Here is a 21281-nt window from a genome sequence, read left to right on the forward strand (position 1 = left end):
CCGGCCGGGCGGGCTGACGCCGAGTCCTTTCGCGACAGCGTCAGCCCGCCGGTGTCAGTAGGTGGTGTGTTCGTGTTCGAGGACGAGCTCACGGTCCCCCAGTGGCTCGTCGAGTTCCACCGTCAGCGGTGGGTATCGAACGTCCATTGTGCACATCGTGTTCTCATCGGCAGGCTTGGCCTCCACGAGTGTCACCGTGACTCGTTCCTCAGTCTGTTCCGCCAGCGTCGCACTCACCTTCGTGCAGCCTCCCTCCTGGGCCACGATCGTCAACGTGCGCCCTTCGTCGGAGGCCATCGCGTCGATCGGATAGCCCTCCGGCAACGCGGACGCGTCGATCTTCTCTTCCGGAACGGGGCCGTCCTGCGGTGCCCGGGACAACTCCTGTGCCGCGGGTGCCACACCGGGATCCTGTTCGGGTCGCTCGTTGGTCGCCGTCTGTTCTCCACACGCGGTCACGGCCAACAACAGCGCGGCCGTGCCGACGATCGCTCGTATCCACCTCATGCCGGGTTGACGTAACGCACCACGTGTCGGGTTGCATCGCCGGCGCACCCGCTCGAAAACCGGCGTGCGGGTGGTTTTCAGTAGTACTCGCGCTGGGGCCATCGCGGCTCGACGGCGGGGACAACGGTCGTGCCGGATACGTCGATGTCGTCGAGACTCGGTTCGCTCAGCCGCTCGGCATGCAGTGGCGGCGCGGGCGCGAGCCGGATGCTGCCGTCTTGGGTGATGCTCGTCGCCGATCCGTCCGAGGACGTGCGCTGCGTGGGAGACGGCGGTGGCGGCGGTGTCGGTTTCGGCCGGACGGAGGAGCGTTCTCCGTCACCTCGGTTCTGTGCTGGGACGACCGAGGGCAGATAGGCGGTCGGCGCGGGCGGGTACGGGCGGTTTCGTGGTGGGGCCGCGGGTGTGTTCCGCGGTGGAGTCGAAGGCGCGTTGCGCCGAGCGGCTGTGGGGGTTGCTCGTGCGGAGGACCGCCAGTCACGCATCACCGGATACGCGGAGAGCGGGTCGGACGCCACCGGTCGGTGACGTCGAGGACGGGCCAGCCCCACCAACCCCAAGAGGCCGAGCAGTCCCAGCAGGCCCCAGGAAGCCGAATCGTTTCCCTGGGAGCTCTCCTGCGCGGACGGCATCTCGGCGGTGGCCACGACGACAGGCCCGGGCTCGCCCTGTGCTGCCGGTGCTCCGAACAGCGGCACGAGTGCACACATCGCCACCGCCGCAACCCGACCGGCAACTACTCTGCGCATACTATCCTCCACATGCAGTCACAAGATGAGCTACCCACTCAAGGCCGGTTTCAGCCCCCGATCACCCGTCCGAGCAGCCACCGTGACCGCACCGGCCGGTCGGAAGCGTGGACCGCCGAGCATGTCTTCCACCTCAGTACGGAGCCGCGACCTCTGCGAACTCGGGATTCAACGACTCGTCGCCGGCGGGATAGGAGATCCGCGTGGGGTCACCGTCGGAGGTGTAGCGCACCTCGGGGTTGGCCGCGAGCTTGTCGAGCCATGCGGTCGAGCCGAACTCCGCCTCGTCACCGTCCGGCCCTTGCGACCGGATCCGGGGCACGGCTGCCGCGTCGAACTCCGCTGCGAAAGGCGAAGGTGCGGGATTCGCGCCCACGAGCAGCACAGCCTGATAGTCGTACCCCTCGCCTCGCAAGGCGAGCTCGCTGGGTTGCGGCCGCGCGCCGAACGGCAGCGCGAGCGTCGTGAGCTCATATCCTGCAACGGCGTCTCGAACCAGCTGATCGCCCTGGGAGATGGCCTCCTGCGCGGCGTCGGGCGATGCCGTGCGGAGGTTCGCGTGCCCGTATGTGTGGTTGCCGACCTCGAAACCGTTGTCGGCGAGCCAGCGCAACGCCTGCCGACCGACCTCGCCTCCCCCGAACGGCTCCTCGTTGACGTACACACTCGCGGCAGGACGGAAGCCCGGGTTCTCCTGCGCCACCTCCAACAGGATGCCGATGGCGGTATCCGGCGCCACCTGATCACCCTCCATCCGGATCGTGGAAGGGTCGCCGTCGTCGAACGTCAACACCACCGGATGAGTTCCCGCGGGGATGTCGAGTTCTCCCGATGCCAGTTCGGCGGTGGTGACGGGGACGTAGTCCTCGTCGGCGAGCCGTTGTAGCTCGGCACGGAAGTCCTCGGGCGTCCTGTCGTACACCGAGGTCGGCTCGGGAACGATCCGGTGATACATCAGCACGGGAATCACACCGAGCTCGTTGGCGCCGATCTCCTCCGGGATCGGAAGCGGCGTGACGGAGCTCGTGCCCCCGCCCGTCTGCTCTGCCCTTTGTGGACTCGCTTCGGGAGCGACCGAGTTTGAGCAGCCCGCGGTGACCGCTGCTGCCGCGGCGAGAATCAGAAAGCGTCGAAGGGCCATGCTCGGCAACGTAGGCCAGCCGGAACCCGACCGCGCGGCGCGTTCACTCGTCCAGGCATTCCTGCCCTCTTATCTGTCCGTACCAGTCACACCGTGGGTAGCCCTGCACCGGCCACACCGAGGAGACTGGAGGGAACCGCCGATGCCCAGGCTTAAAATGAGTCCGCAATGGATAGTCACGATCGTGTCGGTGACAGCGGTGGCCGCCGCCGTGGCGATCCCGTTGAGCATTCCCGACCGGCCTGACGCGACGATCCTGGGCTTGTCCGACGAAACGGTCCTTCCGACAGCTCTACGTGATGTCGTCATCAGCTCCCAGCACGGGATCGACGGGCTGAAAGCCACATTGGACGATGAACCGTTGCCGTTGCGTCGTGATGGCGACCGGCTACGGCCCGATGTCGGCGAACTGTCCGAAGGCTGGCACACACTCGTGGTCGTGCCGCCACCGGACCTGTTCGGCAACGCCGAGCCGGCCCGAGTCACCTTCAAGGTCGACGGCACCCCTCCCGAGCTGAGGGTGCAGCCGCCCGAACCGGTGAAGAACGGAGCGGACGGCGAGATCCGGGGAACGGCACGGGACGCCGTTGTCGTCACGGCGGGCGACAACGAGGTGCATCCGAACGAGGACGGTTCGTTCGTTCTCCCGGTGAAGGCCGGCGCGCGCACCGTCACCGTCACCGCACGTGATGCGGCGGGCAACACGGTCATCGAGGAGGTTCCGGTGGTGCTGCGGCACCCCGGCATGAAGGCCGTGCACATGACGGCGAGCGCGTGGGCGAGCGCTGAATTACGGGAACCCGTGCTGGAACTGGTCCGAGAAGGCCGCATCGACACCGTGCAGCTCGACATCAAGGACGAGAGCGGCCAGATCGGATACGCCTCGCAGGTCCCGCTGGCCCAGCGGATCGGCGCCAACACCGGACTCTACGACGCGAGAGAGGCCCTCGACACCCTGCATTCGGAAGGGGTGCACGTGGTGGGCAGGCTCGTCGCCTTCCGCGACCCCATTCTCGGCAAGGCGTCCTGGGAGGCAGGCGAGTACGACCGCGTCATCCAGGACACGGGAGGCAATGCCTGGGCGGGTTACGGCGAATACTCCTTCACCAACTTCGCCGATCCCGAAGTGCGCGCCTACAACATCGCGCTGGCCGAGGAGGCCGCCGAACTCGGGTTCGACGACATCCTCTACGACTACATCCGCCGGCCCGACGGCGATGTGTCGCAGATGGTGTTCCCCGGCCTGACGGCGACTCCGGAGGAGTCGATCACGAGTTTCCTCGCCGAGTCGCGTGTGGCCCTGCACAAGCACGGCGCCTTCCAAGGTGCGTCGGTGTTCGGCATCGCCGCCAGCCGACCCGAACAGATCGCGCAGGACATCCCCTCCATATCGGAGCATGTGGACTACGTGGCACCGATGGTGTACCCGTCGCACTGGGGCCCGGGCGAGTACGGTGTCGAAAGCCCGGAGAACCAGCCGTACGACATCACGGCACGCTCGCTCGCCGACTTCCAGGAACTGGCCAAGGAGAACGGCCACGCCAAGGTCATACCGTGGTTGCAGGCGTTCAGCATGGGCGTGTCCTACGGCCCCGAAGAGATCCGCGCACAGATCCAGGCCGCCGAGGACATCGGTATCGACTCGTTCCTGCTGTGGAACGCGGCGTCCCGGTACGACGCGCGCGCACTCCCCCCGACGTGACAGCCGACAAAGGACAGAGGAGCGTCCGGTGACGTCGTCGGCACACTCGGCCGGCCGACGTTCCTCAGGGCACTAACCCGGCCACGAACATCCCCGCCATACCGAAGTTCATGACCACGCGGCAACAGAAACGGGATCGCACACCCGGCGGCGAAGCGATGCCCACCCGCCGGTTCCGCAAGGCACGCCAGGCGGCGTGTGCGCTGTCGGCAAGGAAGTACACCGTGCACAGCGCGGCCACGGCGGGCAGCGCGTATGTCTGCGTACTGTCCGGGTCGACCATCATCGGCCACACACTGTGCCCGCTATGATCGCCGTCACCGTGTGGCATCGCCGCCAGCATGTACATCATCGCGGCCGCGCTCACACCGTGGTGGAAGTCGCAGTGTCGGCACACGTTCCGCGATGCCGGCGCCCGCACCACGTTGACGGCGAACCAGCAGGTCGCGATGAGGAACAACGCCTGCCATCCCGCTACCGGCACGGGAAAACCCACCGGTGACACCATCGCGGCCATCGCCACCGCCATGAGAAGACCCGCCAGGTCGGCCTCACGTACACCGGTGCCGAGACGCCAGTAGTCGAGTCTCACGAGCCTCGACATGCAGGGGTACGCAAGTAGAACGAACACGGCAGTCGCGCCCCAGGCAGCGGCCACCGGAATTCCCATCAGCCTCTCACTCGTAAGAAGGACACGAACCCGCTCGTGTCCGCCGATAACTCTTACCGTGTCACCCGTCCCGGGCACCCACTAGCGGTCAAGCAGGTGAAACATTCGCTCGTGTTCGGATACGCAGCGCACAGGCAGCTCCTCGGCCCGGAGCACCGGTGGTGAGAACGGGCTCGTTAATCTCGGGCCATGCGCCTGTCTTTCCGGGCCCGCAGGGCCGTCCAACTCGCCCTGACGGCCAATGCGATCCGGCCCCTCCGCGGCACCCGAGTGGGCATCCCGTCGTTCGTCACCGGATGGTTGACCTCGGAGCTGGCGCCGCATCTGCTCGCCCTCACCGTCACCGACACGGCGGCACACGTGGCGAGGAGAGGAGTGCGCAACACCGACCGGACCGGACTCGCGCTGGCGGCGCTGTCGACGGTCGGACTCGGTTCCTTGATCGCATCGGCGCAGCGGGCGAAGGACGTCGTCGAACAGGCGCTCGCCGAGACCCTGGGACCCGAGTACGCGCGGTCGTTGCAGCCTCCCCTCACGGCTTCCGACCTCGCCACCCCGTGGGGTCAGTTGATGCTGCCTTTTCGTATGCGGCATCCCGATGTGCGCATCGATCGTGACATCGCCTACGCGCAGGGCGGCAAGCGTTTTCTGCTCGACGTCTACCGCCCGTACGAGCCCGTGTCGGGCAGGCCGGTGCTGTTGCAGATCCACGGCGGTGCCTGGATGACGGGCAACAAGGAGCAGCAGGGCGTGCCGTTGATGCTGCACATGGCGGCGCGGGGATGGGTGTGTGTCGCGATCAACTACCCGCTCTCCCCCGCCGCGCGGTGGCCGCGACACATCGTGGCGGCCAAACAGGCTCTGGCCTGGGTACGCCGAAACATCGCCGACTACGGCGGTGACCCCACGTTCATCGCGGCCACGGGCGGGTCGGCAGGCGGCCATCTGGCCGCACTACTGGCGCTCACAGCGAACGACTCGGCGTTCCAGCCGGACTTCGAAGACGTCGACACGAGCGTTCAGGCCTGTGTTCCGCACTACGGGGTGTATGACTTCGCGGCCACCACCGGAGCGAGGGCGAGCCAGGCCCGGTTGCGTCATCTCCTCGCGCGCTACGTCGTCGGCTCGGACCCCGACCTGTCGCTGGACGACTACGTGGCGGCCTCCCCCCTGGATCGCATCGGGGAGACGGAGCCACCGCCTTTCTTCGTGGTCCACGGTGAACACGACACCCTCGTGTCGGTGAGGGAAGCGCGAGAGTTCGTGCGCAGGCTGCGCACAGCGTCGACGAACCCGGTGGTCTACGCGGAGATCCCCGGGGCTCAACACGCCTTCGACATTTTCCCGTCGATCCGCAGTGCCCACGTCGTGCGCGGTGTGCAGCGTTTCCTCGACTGGGTGTACCTGAACAGGAAGGCCGCCACGCCTTAAGGCCGGACGACGCTGTCCGGCGGGGCGGCTTCAGGCCTTCAGTTTCGGCAGCACCTCGCGGCCGAAGACCTCCAGCCACTCCTTCTGGTTACGGCCGACGTTGTGCACGTAGATGCGGGTGAATCCGGCGTCGATGTAACGCTGCAGAGAAGCACGGTGCTCGTCCGGGTCGGACGACACCACCATGCGCCCTTCGAAGTCCTCCCGCCGCACGAGCTTCGCCATCTGTTCGAAGTCGAACGGTGAACGGATGTCGGCCTTGGGGAACTTCATGCCGCCGTTGGGCCACTGCTCCAGCGCGTTGCGCCAGGCCTCTTCGTCGGTGGGCGCCCACGACAGATGCACCTGCAGCAACTTCGGCATGGCATCGGGGTCCTTCCCCGCCTTGCGCGCGCCCTGGGAGAATTTGTCGAGGATTCCCGCCAGCTTCTCCAGTGACGCGCCCGGCGTGATGAGCCCGTCGGCCAGTTCCCCGGTCTTACGGGAGGTGTACGGACCGGAGGCGGCGATGTAGATCGGTGGGGGCACCTCCGGCATCGTCCACAGCCGTGTGGTGTGGAGCTTGAAGAACTCGCCGCGGTGCTTGACGTCCTTACCGGTGAACAGTTTCCGGATGATCTCCAAAGCCTCGAACAGGCGGCGCACCCGTTCGGGAGCCTCCGGCCAGTAACCACCGATCACGTGTTCGTTGAGGGCCTCACCCGAGCCGAGTCCCAGCCAGGTACGCCCCGGATACGTCGCCTCCAAAGTGGCCGCCGCCTGGGCCACCAGCGCCGGGTGCTGCCGGAACGACGGGCATGTCACACCCGGCCCGAGGTCTCCGGTGGTGTGCTCCGCCAACGACGCGAGCACGCTCCACACGAACGGCGCCTGCCCTTGGGCGGGAACCCATGGCTGGAAATGGTCGGCGGCCATCTGTCCCGAGAATCCGTGCTGCTCAGCCAGTTCGGCTATCTCGATGGACTCTCTCGGCGAGAACTGTTCCAGCGCCGCCGCGATACCGATCTGCACGTCACCCACGTGTTCAGTCCTATCCTGTCGTACCCCTGTGCTGTCCCGGCTTCTTCGCCGTGAACCTACCCCGCATACCGCTGAGCCAACACGGCCAGTTCGTCGAGCACCGCGAGACTGTCGGACTCGGACAGCGTGGGCAGGTCGAACGCCACCCGTTCCACACCGGCCTCGGCCCACCCTTCGATCCGGGCCTCGTCCCGGGCCGCCCCGAAGACCGTCACGGGTATGTCGGGCTTGCCCTGCTCGGCCAGTGTCCGCAGCGCTTCCCGAATCGTCTCCGGTTCGGTGTGCCCTCGCGGCAGCCAGGCGTCGCCGTGTGCGGCCAGTCGGGCCAACGTGGCCGGGCTCTCCCCGCCGATGTAGATCGGCGGATGCGGCGTGCTCACCGGCTTGGGCCAGGCGTAGATCGGGTCGAAGTCCACGTACGTCCCGTGGAACTCGGCTTTCTCCTGGGTCCACATGGCCTTGATCGCCTGGAGCTGCTCGTCGAGCAGCGCGCCTCGGGTACGCGGGTCGGTGCCGTGGTTGCGCATCTCCTCCCGATTCCAACCCACGCCCACACCGAAGAGGAACCGTCCGTTCGACACCAGGTCGAGACTCGCCGCTTCGTTGGCCGTGTGGATGACGTCGCGCTGGATCACCAACGCCACCCCGGTGCCCAACAGCAGCGTGTCGGTGACGGCGGCCGCCGCGCTCAACGCCACGAAGGGATCGAACGTGCGGTAGTACTTCCGTGCGAGCTCGCCGCCTCCCGGGGTCGGGGTCTGTCGACTCACCGGGATGTGCGAGTGCTCGGCCAAGAACAATGCGTCGAAACCACGCTCTTCCAAGGCGCGGGCGAGCGTGGTCGGCCGGATCCCCTCGTCGGTGACGAAAGTCGAAATTCCGAACTTCATGTCACCGGCCAACCACGCTCGGCTTTGGTTTGTTCCCTGTGGTCCTACACGTTCCGGCGATACTGCCCGCCGACCTCGAAGAACGCGTGCGTGATCTGCCCGAGGGAGCAGACTCGTGCAGCGTCCATGAGGACCTCGAAGACGTTCTCACCGCTCGCCGCGGCCTCACGCAGGCGAGTCAGCGCCCGCTGGGCCTCCTCGTGGTTCCGCTCGTGGAAGTCGGCCAGCCGCTGCAGCTGCGACTGCTTCTCCTTCTCGGTGGCCCTGGCGAGCTCCACCACCACCTCGTCTTCCTCGGAGTCGGGGTTGCGGAACATGTTGACCCCGACGATCGGCAACGATCCGTCGTGCTTGAGCCGCTCGTAGAGCATCGACTCGTCCTGAATCTTGCCGCGCTGGTAGCCGGTCTCCATCGCCCCGAGCACACCGCCACGTTCGGTGATGCGTTCGAACTCGGTGAGCACGGCTTCCTCGACCAGGTCGGTCAGTTCATCGATGATGAACGAGCCCTGCAGTGGGTTCTCGTTCTTCGACAGGCCCCACTCCTTGTTGATGATCATCTGGATGGCCAGCGCACGACGCACCGAGTTCTCGGTCGGTGTGGTGATGGCCTCATCGTAGGCGTTGGTGTGCAACGAGTTCGCGTTGTCGTACAGCGCGCACAACGCCTGCAGCGTGGTGCGGATGTCATTGAAGCTCATCTCCTGCGCGTGCAGCGAACGGCCGGAGGTCTGGACGTGGTACTTGAGCTTCTGCGAGCGCTCGTTCGCGCCGTAGCGCTCGCGCATGGCGATGGCCCAGATACGGCGGGCCACCCGACCAAGCACCGAGTACTCCGCGTCCATGCCGTTGGAGAAGAAGAACGACAGGTTCGGCGCGAAGTCGTCGATGTGCATGCCCCGGGCCAGGTACGACTCGACGTAGGTGAAGCCGTTGGCGAGCGTGAACGCGAGCTGCGTGATGGGGTTGGCTCCGGCCTCGGCGATGTGGTAGCCCGAGATCGACACCGAGTAGAAGTTGCGGACCCCGTTGGCGATGAACCATTCCTGGATGTCCGACATCATCCGCAGCGAGAACTCGGTGGAGAAGATGCAGGTGTTCTGGCCCTGATCCTCCTTGAGGATGTCGGCCTGCACCGTGCCGCGCACCTGGCGCAGTGTCCACGCCCGGATCTCGGCGGCCTCCTCCTCGGTGGGCTCGCGACCGTGCTCGGCGCGAAACGCGTCCATCCGCTGGTCGATGGCCGTGTTCAGGAAGAACGCCAGGATGGTCGGCGCGGGACCGTTGATGGTCATCGACACCGACGTGGTGGGCGCGGTGAGGTCGAAACCGTCGTAGAGCGCCTTCATGTCGTCCAGCGTCGCGATGGACACACCCGACGTACCGACCTTGCCGTAGATGTCCGGGCGCGTGTCCGGGTCCCACCCGTACAGCGTGACCGAGTCGAAAGCCGTAGACAGTCGCTTGGCCTCCGACTCGGAGGACAGGTACTTGAACCGGCGGTTGGTGCGGAAGGCGTCGCCCTCGCCGGCGAACATCCGCGCCGGGTCCTCCCCGTCGCGTTTGAACGGGAACACACCCGCCGTGAAGGGGAAGTAACCGGGGAGATGCTCCCGACGCAGGAACGACAGCAACTCGCCCTTGTCGGTGTACCGCGGCAACGCCACCCTCGGGATACGGCTGCCCGACAGCGTCTCCCGCCACAATCCGGTGCGGATCTCCCGATCACGCACCGTGAAGACGAGCTCGTCGCCCCGGTACGACTCGGCCAGTTCCTCCCAGCTCTCCAGCAGCGACCTGGTGTCGTCGGCCACGGCCGCGTCCGCCTGTTCGATCAGCCGGTCGAGGTCATCGGTGGCCGCGCCCTCGGCGACCAGCGCTTCCCGCGCGGCGGTCAGCTGTTCCCGCCTGCGCACCGCTTCCACCTGCTGTCGGGTGCGCTCGTGGTAGTTGCGCACCATCTCGGCGATCTCGGCGAGGTAGCGCGTGCGGTTGCCGGGGATGACGACACTGGTGTCGCTGGAGACCTTGCCGGACACCTGCGGCAGCACACCGGCCGAGACGGACAGCCCGAGCTCGGCGAGCTCGTCGCGCAGATGCTGGTAGAGAGCAGTGACACCGTCGTCGTTGAACTTCGCCGCACTGGTGCCGAAAACCGGCATGTCCTCGGGCGAGGCCCCGAATTCCTCCCGGTTGCGGATCAGCTGCCGCGCCACGTCGCGCCGGGCGTCCTCGGCCCCTCGCCGTTCGAACTTGTTGATGGCCACGACGTCGGCGAAGTCGAGCATGTCGATCTTCTCCAGCTGCGACGCCGCACCGAACTCCGGCGTCATGACGTACAGCGTGTGATCGACGTACTCCACGATGCCGGCGTCACCCTGGCCGATCCCCGGTGTCTCCACGATCACCAGGTCGTATCCGGCGGCCTTGCACGCCAGGACCGCATCGGCGAGACCGGTGGGGATCTCCGACCCCGCTCCGCGCGTGGCCAGCGAACGGAAGAACACCCGATCACTGTCGAGGCTGTTCATGCGGATGCGGTCACCGAGCAACGCGCCACCGCCACGACGCCGGGTCGGGTCGACGGCGAGCACGGCGATCCGCAACTTGTCCTCTTGGTCGAGTCGGAACCGCCGGAGCAACTCGTCGGTCAACGACGACTTACCCGACCCACCCGTACCGGTGATGCCGAGGACCGGGACCGTGCGCGCGGACGCGGCCTCGGCGATGGTCGTGCGCCAGGACTCGGGAAGGGTGTCCTGCTGAAGCTGTGTGATGGCTCGGGCCAGCGTCGGCATGTCCCCGCCGAGGAGTGCGTCGACGGAGCCGGCCTCCCGTTCGGCGAGGTCGACGTCGCACTCCCGGATCATCAGGTTGATCATGCCCGGCAGACCCAGCTTGAGGCCGTCATCGGGCGAGAAGATGCGTGCGACTCCGCGGGAGTGCAACAACTCGATCTCGTCCTGGACGATGACTCCGCCGCCACCGCCGTACACACGCACGTGGCCCGCGCCGCGCTCGCGCAGCAGGTCCACGAGGTAGGTGAAGTACTCGACATGCCCACCCTGGTAGGCGCTGATGGCGACGCCCTGGACATCTTCCGAGATGGCGGCCGTCACGACCTCGTCGACCGACCGGTTGTGCCCTAAGTGCACCACCTCGGCGCCCTGCGACTGCAGGATGCGCCGCATGATGTTGATCGAGGCGTCGTGGCCGTCGAACAGGCTCGCGGCGGTCACGAACCGGACCGGGTTCGCGGGTCGATGAAGTTCGGAGGTCATACCTCCAAAATACTTGGACTTCCTACTTTCTGAAAGCCAAGCAACACCGTGATGCGGACCTCATTCGGACCGCATCGGTACAGAAGGGGAAGCGCTCCGTGACAGCGCCGGAATCAGCCGGGAATCAGGAAGCGGAGTTCGCCGCCCGCAACGCGATCCACTGCCGCATGGCGTACTCCACCAACGTGATAAGCGTCTGCTTAGTGGACTCTCGGTCCCGCGCGTCACACCGTACGATCGGGATACTCGCGTCGATGGACAACGCCTCCCGGACGTCGTTGAGGTCGTGGTGCAGCACGCCGTCGAACGTGTTGACCCCCACAATGTAGGGCAGACCGCGGTCTTCGAAGAAGTCCACCGGCGCGAACGAGTCGGCCAGCCGCCGCGTATCCGCGAGCACCACGGCACCGATCGCACCGCGGACGAGATCGTCCCACATGAACCAGAAACGCTGCTGACCGGGTGTTCCGAACAGGTACAGGATCAGATCCTCGTCCAAGGACACCCTGCCAAAGTCCATAGCGACCGTCGTGGTCGCCTTGTTCGGCGTCGCCTCCAGATCGTCGATGCCGGTGCTCGCACTGGTCATCATCGCCTCGGTGGTCAGCGGGACGATCTCGGACACCGACCCGACGAACGTCGTCTTGCCGGCGCCGAACCCGCCTGCCACGACGATCTTGGCGGACGTCATCGTCTTCGGCGCGGCTTCGCGCGGTGCCTTAAAGCCGGCGGAGTCCACTCAACACCCTTTCCATCAACATCAGATGCGCCTCGGCGCCTTCGTCACCGGAGACGGTTCTGTGCACGGTGACCAACCCCTCGTCGGCCGCATCACTGATCAGCACCCGGGCCACACCCAACGGGACCCGGAGCTTCGACACGATCTCAGCCACCGACTGCGGGGTACGACATTCTTCCATGATCACTTGGAGCTCGATCTGCTCGGGCACCGCAAGGAGCGCGGCGGTCCGGGTAGAGACCAACGTCTCGAGCTCCAGGTGGTAGTTCGCCTTCGTCCGACCGCCCGTGAGGGCGTAAGGGCGAACGAACCCGGTTTCCTCCACCGGCTGCAACGGGAAAGCTTCGACTGCCACAGGCTGCTCCTTGATGCTCGTTCCGTTCTCGCCGTCTCCGTGTTCACACTGCGCCGACCCGGGGCCGTTCCAATCCCTGACCGGTTCGGCGGGCGCCTTTGATGCGCCCGGCCGGTCATGGGGAGTTCCGGGCCCCGTGCTCATCGCGCGGTCATCCCACCGGTTCGCCGATCCGAGGTCCGCCCGAGCCCTGAAGAGCAGCCCTCAACTCCGGAGTGAGGATCTGTCCCACCCGCTCGACTAGGAGCGTCATCTCGTAGGCGACCTGGCCGATGTCGCAGTTCGGAGCGGCCAGCACCGCCAGACACGAACCATCACTGATCGACATCAGCACCATGATGCCGAGCTCCATCTCCACGACGGTCTCTGTCACCGCGCCCGCTTCGAAGCAGCGCGCCGCGCCCTGCGTGAGGCTGACCAGGCCCGATGCCACCGCCGCGAGTTGGTCGGCACGGTCCAACGGCAATCGGTTCGACGATGTGAGCAGAAGACCGTCGGCCGAGACCACCACGGCGTGCGCGACACCGGGCACGCGCTCGGCGAAGTCGTTCACCAACCACCCGAACTGGTTCTGCTGGGGCGCAGCTCGATCCGACACGGTCATTCACCCTCCAGTCCTTCGTCTGCGTTGTCGGCTTCACTGGCGGTGCGGTGCCGACCTCTGCGGACTCCCTGTTGAAAGCTCGCCAGCCTCCCTCGCACATCGGCGGGGTCTCTCGGTAGCCGGCGGCGCGGCTCGACCTGACTTTCGGGGGCCGCGCTGCCGGGCAACAGCCTCTCCCCCCGCTGTCGTCGAGGCAAGCCGGCCGCCGTATAACTCGACGGCACCGATCGGGAGACCTGTTCAACGGCACGCCACCGTTCGTCGACGGCGAAAGCCCAGCTCGGAGAAGCCTCGGAGGATTCCGCACTGCCCGATGTGGACACATCAGACGACGACCGGTCGCCCGAATCGTCGGGAAAGGAATCGGTGGCCGGTTGCGAAGCGTCGGTGAACAGCCCTCCGCCATCGGTGACGATGTCGGTCATCTCCTCGGCAGCCGGTTCGGAGGACGTGGTTCCCGAAGGGGCACGCCTCGCCCTCTGCGGCAGACCCGAGTCCGTCTTTCCATCCCCGGCCTCGGTGGGCCGATGGATATTCGACGTCGTCTCCGTTGCGTCCGCCTGCTCATCCGGTGTCTCGGCCCGACGGTGGCGGCGTCCACGCGTGACGCCCTGCTGGAAACTGCTGAGCCTGCCGAGCACTTCCGCCGGGTCACGCTGCCGCCGCGGCGGAGGACCGGAGGGCTCGACCTGCTGCCCACTGTCCGGAGTCGGGGTCGCGCTGCCGGGCAACAGCCGCTCACCACGGCGCCGCCTGGGTAGTCCGGCCTCGGTGTACTCGGAGGGCTCCTGACGTTGCGACACCTCCTGCACAGTCTTCCACGTCTCGTCGGCGGCGAACTCCCAGTTCCCGTCCGGGGCCGGGCCACTCCCCGCCGCATCGGTGACTTTGCGGAACCACGCGGAGACCATCTCGTCGAAGATCGGTGTCGTCTCGGCGTTCTCCACGGCCGCCTTGCGCGCCCGGCGCTGCGCCTCGGTGGGCGCACCCGCGTTGCTCTCGGTAACGGCGGCGCTCCACCAGTCGCTCACCGCGGTGCCGGTGGCCTCGAACAGCTTGCTGCCCGAGAGCTGCTGGTCACCGTCCACGTCGCCATCGCGTGTGCGGCTGTCGGTGCGCTCGGCGTGCTCACCGCCGCGCTCCGCCGCCTGCGCTTCCGACGGCCAGGCCGGTCCCACAGCACCGTTGTGTTCGGCACCCGCCTCCTGGCCGGAGGGATCGCGTTCCGACGCGGCACCCGTCGTGGTCGGATGAGCCCCACGCCGCGACGCCGACGACGGCCTGCCTTGCGAGGCGTCATCCCAGCCGATGGGGGTGAACAGCGCCGTACCCGTCATCTCGTTGTCGGTCTCCTCGGGCGCGGACCCGCCGTCCCCGCCCCGAGGCGTCAGCCGGGACGACCCGCCGGGCCTGCGCCGAGGGAGGGGCCCGCCCGCGGTCTGCAGCTGCCCGGCCTGTCCCTGGTCGCCCGAATCGGCACCGGCGCCGGAATCGGCCTGCTGTGGCTCGACCGACTCCCGAGCCGCAGGAGGTTCGGGGGCGGCATACGGAGCCTGCTGGTCCGTCACGAGCTCTCCGGGCACGGAGACCGTAGCCCTGACCCCGACGATGTCCTTGCCGCCGTGCAGCTCCACTCCGAAACCGTGCCGACTCGCGAGCCTGCCCACCACAAACAGGCCCATGCGGCGCGATGTGGTGAGGTCGATCGAGCCAGCCTCGGACAACCGCTCGTTGGCCTCGGCGACCTCGTCCTCGCTCATGCCGATGCCCTTGTCGAGGATGTCGACGGACAGCGATCCGTCGTCCAGCTGACGCGTGGCCACCGTCACCTGCGTCTCCGGCGCGGAGAACGAGGCCGCGTTGTCCAACAACTCGGCCACGAGCCGGATGAGGTCGCCGGCCGCGTACCCGACCACACTCACCGGCGGCGGGGTACGTACCACCACGCGCTGGTACTGCTCGATCTCGGACACTGCGGCACGCAGAACGTCGGTGGCGCTCACCGGCTGTCCCGAACGGCGCGCGGGTTCCGCTCCCGACAGCACCATCAGATTCTCGTTGTTGCGGCGCATCCGCGTGGCGAGGTGGTCGAGCTGGAACAGCGTCGCAAGCTGGTCGGCGTCCTCCTCATCACGCTCCAACCGCTCGATGAGTTGAAGCTGTCGCTGCACGAGACTCTGGCTGCGCCGGGACAGGTTGACGAACACACTCGCGTAGCCAGCGCGCATCCCCGCCTGTTCGGCGGCCAGTCGCAGAGCCTCGCTGTGCACGGCGTCGAAGGCCCTGGCCACTTCGCCGATCTCATCGCGGGTGTGCACCGGCACCTGGTTGATCTCGGTGTCGTCGGTGTCGCCCTCCTGAATGGCCTGCACCGCCTCCGGTAGCTCGTGCTGGGCGACCTCCAGCGCACTGTTGCGGAGGATCTTCAGTGACCGCAGCAGTTGCCGCGCGATGCAGAACACCACCAGCGCAGCCAGCACCAGCGCGACGAACAACGACACGGCGAGAACACCGACACCGGTGTTCGCGTCGTCGGCCAACGCTCCCGTACCACCGGAGAGTTCGTCACCGAGCTGCTCTCCGACCTCGACCATCGCGGAGAACACGGTGCCGCCGGTCTCGGCCCAGTGCTCGGCCGTGGTCGATGAGAAAAGCTCGCTGCCCGCGTCCTGACTGGACAACAACGCTTCGACGATGCGCTGGTACTCATCGAAAGTCTGGCCACGCACGGTGTCGTCGAACAGAGCGCGTTGCTGTTCGGTGGCGACGACGGAGAATTCGGTCAGGCGGTCGGCCCGCCGAACCTCGGCGGTGCGCACGGCGTTGAACTCGCTGGGCGTCAGTCCGAACGAAACGCCGTGTGTGATCAATGCCTGGTGGAACGACACCTCTTCGCGCGCCACCAGCAGGTTGTGGGAGGCGTTGGCCGTGACACCGAGGCCTTCGGCGCCGATGCCGGCCACCACGGCGGTGTCCAGCTCCAGAAGCGTGCCGATGACGTCCGTGTACGCCTCGGTCGCCTCGACAGTCCCGAGTTGACCGGCGGAGAGCTGTTCCCTGATCCCGTCGATCGTGCCGAGTTGTTCACCCAGATCCGCCCGAAGTGACTCCAGCGGTTCTCCGGCCTGAGCGACGGCGTCGGTCAGCGGAGCCCGGGCACTGTCGACTTCGGCCCGGATCTCACGTAGTTCCGGCGAGTCGAGTCCACTCCCGGCAGTCATCGCCTCGGCGACGAGGGTGCGTTCCCGTTGGAGAGCTTCCAGGAGCGTGTGGCCCGCCGCGCTCACTTGCGCGAGCTGATGCTGGCTCTCGTATCGGTTCGCACGGTCGAGCTGGTTTGCGAGGGTGACGCCGCCCAACACCAGCGCGATGACGATCGGAATGAGCGTGACCGCCCCGAGCTTGACCGGCAGGTTCCAGTCACGCCATCGCAGGGCCTCCCGCCAGAGGGAACGGGGGCGTTCCTCCTCACCGAGGAGCTCGCCCACCGGCACTTGGCCATCTGACGCAACCTTCACGAAGGTGACTCCTCCTCCGGCTCGCCCACTGTGTGCTCACGATTCGCGCGGCTTGCCCACCCGAGAGCCCTCGGGTGTCGTCAGGTGAGCGCCGTCGCTCTCGCCGACCCACGCCTGTCTTGTCCACTCTCGCGCCGCCCCTTCCGACCACGGGCGTGCCGCATACGGTCGGCCACCGTCCGTGATGTCCGCCTGCCACGCTCAGAGGCAGGGATCGGTCGGGTGCAGAGGAGCCTACACCACGCACACCATTGATGATCTTGGTTGCAAACAGGGCTCTGAGCTGCCTAAACGCGAACAAGCATGATCAACTTTGCAACTCTCGCGCCGATATCCGCTCCGGCAGTCGCGCTCCGATTACGAGTTTCATCTGTTCGAGACGGTCAAGTCTCACCCACACAGCCGATGAGGGCCCGCGCACGTCACCCGTTCAGCCCACCAAACAAGGATTTTGGGTGTAATACGTGCCGCGAAGTGTGCACGATCTTGTGTTGATCATCGCGAGACGACCCCATCCGGAACACTGTTACAAAACACCGGACACTGTGTCCGAAACAGCGAGAGTTCCACCGAAAGATCCGCGTGTCCCTACCTCTACCCTCGATGGGGTGAGCACAACGGTTGACCGGATCCGCGCCTTCTTGGACCACCATCGGCCCCCGACCCCGTGCCTGGTGGTCGACGTCGACACCGTGATCGACCGGTACTCGGAGTTCGCGGAGGCCTTCCCGGGAGCACGTGTGCAATACGCGGTGAAGGCGAACCCCCACCCCGCCGTACTCCGCGCGCTGGTGGGTGCCGGAGCCGCTTTCGACGTGGCGAGCCCCGGCGAGATCGACCTCTGCCTCAAGGTCGGGGCGCGACCGGAGACCCTGTCGTACGGCAACACCATCAAGAAACCGGCCGATGTCGCCCACGCCCACGCCGCGGGCATACGAGAGTACACATTCGACGCACGCTGCGACCTCGACAACATCGCTCGGCATGCGCCGGGAGCACAGGTCTCGGCACGCCTGCTGTTGGAAGGCGGACCCGACTCCGTCACACCGTTCGGCGACAAGTTCGGCTGCAACGTCGACGACGCCGTGCGACTGCTGGTGCGGGCGGCGGAAACCGGACTGGACCCGGTGGGTGTCAGCTTCCACGTCGGCTCCCAGCAACTGGAGCCCGACGCCTGGGACGTCGCCGTGGCATCGGCCGCCAAGGTGTTCTCCGGTACCGCCGAACACGGCGTCACACTGCGGCGGCTGAACATCGGCGGTGGGTTCGGCATCAGCTACATCGATACCGCGCCACCCATGTCGGCATACGCCGACACCGTTCTCTCCGCCTTGCATGCCCACTTCCCCGAACCACCGGAACTCGTCTGCGAACCGGGACGCGCCCTCGTCGCCGAGGCGGGACTGATCCGCGGCGAAGTCGTCGTGGTGTCCCGCAAACACCCCACAGACGAACACCGGTGGGTGTATCTCGACATCGGCCGATACAACGGGCTGGCGGAGACCGAGAACGAGGCGATCGCCTACCGACTCGTCCCCGTCGGGGAACACTCGCCGGAAGACGGCCCTGTGATCATCGCCGGACCGACGTGCGATGGTGACGACGTGCTCTACCAGAGGACGCCGTACCGGCTGCCCCTGTCCTTGCGGCCCGGCGACCGGATCGACATCCTCTCCTCCGGCGCGTACACGGCGAGCTACTCGTCTGTCGCGTTCAACGGGATAGAGCCCCTACGTACGTACTGCATTTCCGAAGGGAGGCTGATCAGTGCCGAGTGAATTCGTGCCGGTCGGTGTGTTCTCCGGCAAGCACGTCCTCGCCGAGTTGGACGGCATCGAGGCCCAACTGCTCGACGACGACGAGTTTCTGCGCAACACCTTGGCGAACACGCTGGCCGATGCGGGAGCAACGGTGTGCGACGTCATATCCCACCGCTTCGAACCCCAGGGCGTCACCGTGCTGGCGATGCTGGCCGAGTCGCACGCGTCCGTACACACCTATCCCGAGATCGGTGCCATGTTCGTTGACGTCTTCACGTGCGGCGAACGCGCCGATCCCGAACATGCCGTGCGCCTGCTCGCCAAAGCGCTCGGCACCGAGCCTGTGTCCATGTCCACCATCACACGCGGCCGTCAGCCTGCGAACTCGGGGAAGTGAATGACTACACAGATTGTCGAACCGATGGGCGAGGGATTGACTCGGGTCTGGGACGTCTCCGAGGTGATCCTCGATACGCACACCAACTACCAGCACGTGGTGATCGGCCGCACCAGTCAGGGGCTGTCGCTGTTCTGTGACGAGGAACGGCAGAGCACCGAGGCCAGCCAGCTCGTCTACCACGAGGCCTTGACGGTGCCGCCGATGCTGCTCGCCGACACGGTGAAATGTGTCCTGATCATCGGCTCCAGTGAGGGAGTGGCCAGCCAACTCGCCATCGCCTACGGCGCCGAACAGGTAGACCACGTCGACATCGACGCCGAGACGGTGCGCCTGTGTGCCCAGCATCTTCCGTACGGCTACACCCCCGAGGAACTGGCCGAGGCCGAACGCGGCACCGGACGTATTCGGGTGCACTACCGCGACGGGTGGGAGTTCCTGTCGACCACAACCACCCGCTACGACGTCGTAGTGATCGATCTGCCCGACGAGAACACCGACCCGGACGCCCAGCACAACCGGCTCTACAGCAAGGAATTCCTACGCCGCTGCGCGGAGGTGCTGACCCCGGGCGGTGTCGTGTGTTGCCAAGCGGGCTGCCCTACGTTGTGGCGCAACAACACCTTGCTCGCCGCCTGGCAGAGGTTCACCGAATCGTTCGGCACCGTCGTCTACTTCGGTTCCGACGAGCACGAATGGGCTTTCCTGTCGGGGCGGCCCGACCAGCACCCGAACGCCGTCGAGTCGATGATCGACAAGCTGTCCGGGTCGGCGTATCAGCCCGAGTCCATCGACGGTGACACGCTGCGTGGGTGCACCGTGCCGCCGCGGTCGGTGAGGCTCAGAGCTTCCGGCCCTCGGTGACCCGTCGAGTGACGGCGCGTTCGGCGACGAAGGAGAAGAAGGGCACGCATCCGGCGAGCAACACGCCGATCGTGCCCTTCACGGACCAGCGCGCCTTCAAGGCCAGGTCCACGGCGATCACCAGGTACACCATGTAGATCACGCCGTGGATGGGCGAGTACACGGCCGAGGGGGTCGGGTTGTCGAAGCCGTAGCGGATCACCATCACCACGACCATCCCGAGCAGACCGAGCCCCGTGACGAAGGCGGCGACCCGAAACCGCTGCAACGGCTTCCGCAGGTTCGTGGTCGTCGCCGTCTCGTCGCGCGCGGTCGTCACCATGTCAATTCCCCTCCTGCTCACGGGCATTCAGTTCCGCAAGATAGGCGTTGTATTCGGCCAATGCCGCATCTTCGCTGTCCATCGGGGCGTCCGCATTCCGGTCGACTGCCTGCACCCGCGTCGCGCCCGTGTCCCGTCGCGGGGCCGGCACCGCAGCCGGTCGCGGTCGACGTGATTCCGGTTCAGGAGTGGTCGACGTGGCCGACTGTTGCTCTTTCGCCTGCCTGCGCAGCGCGCGCAGCCGCCAGAACATGAAAGCAGGGAAGAGTCCGAACAGCGGCCACTGGAGAACGTAGCCGAGATTTTGGAAGCTGCCGCCCGCCGAGGTGTAGCGTCCCCACTGCCACCACGCCAGGCCGCAGCACAGAACGAGGCTCAGCACGCACACACAAGCGATCAGCAGCTTACGTGCGGCCGTGGGGTGAGTGGACACGCTCTCGACGCTAGCATTCTCATCGAGTTAGGCGACCTACTGCCCGGTTTGTCTGTGGTGACCGCCCTAGCCGGTGGTCGACCGCGCCAGCTCCGCGTAGTGCTCGGCGAGAGCGAATACCTTGCGCCCGTAATCGACGGAGTGGTTGTACGAGAACACCCCGTCCCACCAGCCCTGCCCCGTGGCCATGTCTCGGCCGTGGTCACAGAGATAACGCGCGGCGGCCAGGGCCGCGTCGTCGATCTGCTGCGGATCCGCCTTACCGTCCCCGGAGGCGTCCACACCGTAGAGCTTCCAGGTACTGGGGATGAACTGCATCGGCCCGACGGCTCTGTCGTACTCGCGGTCACCGTCGAGCACACCGTCGTCGGTGTCCGTTATCGCCTTCACGCCGGGCGATCCGTCCAGGGCGATACCGATGATCGGCGGCGACGGACGTCCGTCGCCGCCGAGCACCGACCCGCCGTAGCGACCATGGTCGGACTCGATCCGACCGATACCCGCGAGCGTGGCCCACGACAGGTGACACGCAGGAGCCTCGTCCCGCATCACGAGCTCCGCGTTGCCGTAAGCGGCCATCGCCCGCGCCGGGACCCCGACGGCCGGGGCCAGGTACTCGGCCCACTCCTCGAGCGTGTTGACACCGGTGTCGGTGTCGTCCTTCCGGAGCGGACCGGTATCGCTGTCGTCGACCGGTGCCTCCGACCCCGGTTCGACATCGGCGGGTTCGATACGCAACGCGGGGACGTCGGTGGTCGTGGGACTCGCGAACGGGATCGCGGCCCTGGCGACGAGCCAGACGCCACCCGCACCCAGGAGGAGCACTACAAGGACCACGAGGAGCCGGACGAGCACCACCCGGCTCGTGCTGGTCGACGAGTCGGAATCAGCCACCGGC

The 21281-nt window shown here is 66.7% G+C and carries 19 protein-coding genes; 5 read left to right on the top strand and 14 right to left on the bottom strand.

The window, feature by feature from the left end; translation table 11 throughout:
* Positions 1–54: 54 nt before the first annotated feature.
* The 3 genes from M7H19_RS05390 to M7H19_RS05400 all read right to left on the bottom strand — a co-directional run bounded on the left by M7H19_RS05390 (position 55) and on the right by M7H19_RS05400 (position 2397).
* Positions 55–507, bottom strand: coding sequence for a hypothetical protein (locus M7H19_RS05390; protein ID WP_298177771.1), 453 nt, complete (start codon positions 505–507; stop codon positions 55–57).
* Between the two features lie 77 nt (positions 508–584).
* Positions 585–1256, bottom strand: a complete 672-nt coding sequence (locus M7H19_RS05395) for a WGxxGxxG family protein (protein WP_298177773.1) — start codon at positions 1254–1256, stop codon at positions 585–587.
* A gap of 133 nt (positions 1257–1389) precedes the next feature.
* Positions 1390–2397: a polysaccharide deacetylase family protein gene (locus M7H19_RS05400; RefSeq protein WP_298177776.1), complete on the bottom strand. Its 1008-nt coding sequence runs from the start codon at positions 2395–2397 to the stop codon at positions 1390–1392.
* Between the two features lie 142 nt (positions 2398–2539).
* Between M7H19_RS05400 and M7H19_RS05405 the strand changes: the two genes are divergently transcribed.
* Positions 2540–4099 (top strand): putative glycoside hydrolase, encoded by a 1560-nt coding sequence (locus tag M7H19_RS05405; RefSeq protein ID WP_298177778.1) that lies wholly within the window; start codon positions 2540–2542, stop codon positions 4097–4099.
* A 64-nt stretch (positions 4100–4163) separates the two neighbouring features.
* On the opposite strand, the gene M7H19_RS05410 is transcribed toward M7H19_RS05405, so the two are convergent.
* Complete coding sequence (locus M7H19_RS05410; protein ID WP_363321337.1) at positions 4164–4703, bottom strand: DUF5134 domain-containing protein; 540 nt, start codon at positions 4701–4703, stop codon at positions 4164–4166.
* Between the two features lie 255 nt (positions 4704–4958).
* On the opposite strand from M7H19_RS05410, the gene M7H19_RS05415 reads away from it, so the two are divergent.
* Positions 4959–6200 carry an alpha/beta hydrolase gene (locus tag M7H19_RS05415; protein WP_298177783.1) on the top strand — a complete coding sequence of 414 codons (1242 nt, stop codon included), beginning with the start codon at positions 4959–4961 and terminating at the stop codon, positions 6198–6200.
* Between the two features lie 30 nt (positions 6201–6230).
* Here M7H19_RS05415 and M7H19_RS05420 read toward each other — a convergent pair whose 3' ends face one another.
* From M7H19_RS05420 to M7H19_RS05450, 7 genes are all read right to left on the bottom strand, one after another.
* The gene (locus M7H19_RS05420; RefSeq protein WP_298177785.1) at positions 6231–7220 is read right to left on the bottom strand and encodes a TIGR03557 family F420-dependent LLM class oxidoreductase; all 990 of its coding nucleotides are present in this window, start codon (positions 7218–7220) and stop codon (positions 6231–6233) included.
* Between the two features lie 56 nt (positions 7221–7276).
* Entirely contained in the window at positions 7277–8110 is an 834-nt protein-coding gene (locus tag M7H19_RS05425; protein WP_298177787.1) for an LLM class F420-dependent oxidoreductase, read from the bottom strand.
* A gap of 44 nt (positions 8111–8154) precedes the next feature.
* The gene (icmF, locus tag M7H19_RS05430; protein ID WP_298177789.1) at positions 8155–11391 is read right to left on the bottom strand and encodes a fused isobutyryl-CoA mutase/GTPase IcmF; all 3237 of its coding nucleotides are present in this window, start codon (positions 11389–11391) and stop codon (positions 8155–8157) included.
* 124 nt (positions 11392–11515) lie between these two features.
* Entirely contained in the window at positions 11516–12130 is a 615-nt protein-coding gene (locus M7H19_RS05435; RefSeq protein WP_298177791.1) for an ATP/GTP-binding protein, read from the bottom strand.
* Entirely contained in the window at positions 12111–12485 is a 375-nt protein-coding gene (locus M7H19_RS05440; RefSeq protein WP_298177793.1) for a DUF742 domain-containing protein, read from the bottom strand. The genes M7H19_RS05435 and M7H19_RS05440 overlap by 20 nt, the downstream gene beginning before the upstream one ends.
* Before the next feature lie 151 nt (positions 12486–12636).
* Positions 12637–13089 (bottom strand): roadblock/LC7 domain-containing protein, encoded by a 453-nt coding sequence (locus M7H19_RS05445; protein WP_298177795.1) that lies wholly within the window; start codon positions 13087–13089, stop codon positions 12637–12639.
* A complete protein-coding gene (locus M7H19_RS05450) occupies positions 13086–16607 on the bottom strand; it encodes a nitrate- and nitrite sensing domain-containing protein (RefSeq protein WP_298177797.1) in 3522 nt (1173 codons plus the stop codon). Before M7H19_RS05450 ends, M7H19_RS05445 begins: the two co-directional genes overlap by 4 nt.
* Positions 16608–17215: 608 nt before the next feature.
* On the opposite strand from M7H19_RS05450, the gene M7H19_RS05455 reads away from it, so the two are divergent.
* Genes M7H19_RS05455 through M7H19_RS05465 form a run of 3 tightly spaced genes read left to right on the top strand, consistent with a single transcriptional unit; the run spans position 17216 to position 19628 of the window.
* Positions 17216–18385, top strand: coding sequence for a type III PLP-dependent enzyme (locus M7H19_RS05455; RefSeq protein ID WP_298177799.1), 1170 nt, complete (start codon positions 17216–17218; stop codon positions 18383–18385).
* Positions 18375–18764, top strand: coding sequence for an adenosylmethionine decarboxylase (gene speD / locus M7H19_RS05460; protein ID WP_298177801.1), 390 nt, complete (start codon positions 18375–18377; stop codon positions 18762–18764). The genes M7H19_RS05455 and speD overlap by 11 nt, the downstream gene beginning before the upstream one ends.
* Positions 18765–19628 carry a spermidine synthase gene (locus tag M7H19_RS05465; RefSeq protein WP_298177803.1) on the top strand — a complete coding sequence of 288 codons (864 nt, stop codon included), beginning with the start codon at positions 18765–18767 and terminating at the stop codon, positions 19626–19628.
* On the opposite strand, the gene M7H19_RS05470 is transcribed toward M7H19_RS05465, so the two are convergent.
* The 3 genes from M7H19_RS05470 to M7H19_RS05480 form a co-directional block, all read right to left on the bottom strand.
* Positions 19606–19950 (bottom strand): DUF3817 domain-containing protein, encoded by a 345-nt coding sequence (locus M7H19_RS05470; protein WP_298177805.1) that lies wholly within the window; start codon positions 19948–19950, stop codon positions 19606–19608. The genes M7H19_RS05465 and M7H19_RS05470 overlap by 23 nt on opposite strands.
* A 1-nt stretch (position 19951) precedes the next feature.
* Positions 19952–20383: a transcriptional regulator gene (locus M7H19_RS05475; RefSeq protein ID WP_298177807.1), complete on the bottom strand. Its 432-nt coding sequence runs from the start codon at positions 20381–20383 to the stop codon at positions 19952–19954.
* Between the two features lie 66 nt (positions 20384–20449).
* Positions 20450–21277: a lytic murein transglycosylase gene (locus M7H19_RS05480; RefSeq protein ID WP_298177809.1), complete on the bottom strand. Its 828-nt coding sequence runs from the start codon at positions 21275–21277 to the stop codon at positions 20450–20452.
* Positions 21278–21281 lie beyond the last annotated feature (4 nt).

It is taken from the genome of Saccharomonospora sp., assembly GCF_027317685.1.
GTDB lineage: Bacteria > Actinomycetota > Actinomycetes > Mycobacteriales > Pseudonocardiaceae > Saccharomonospora.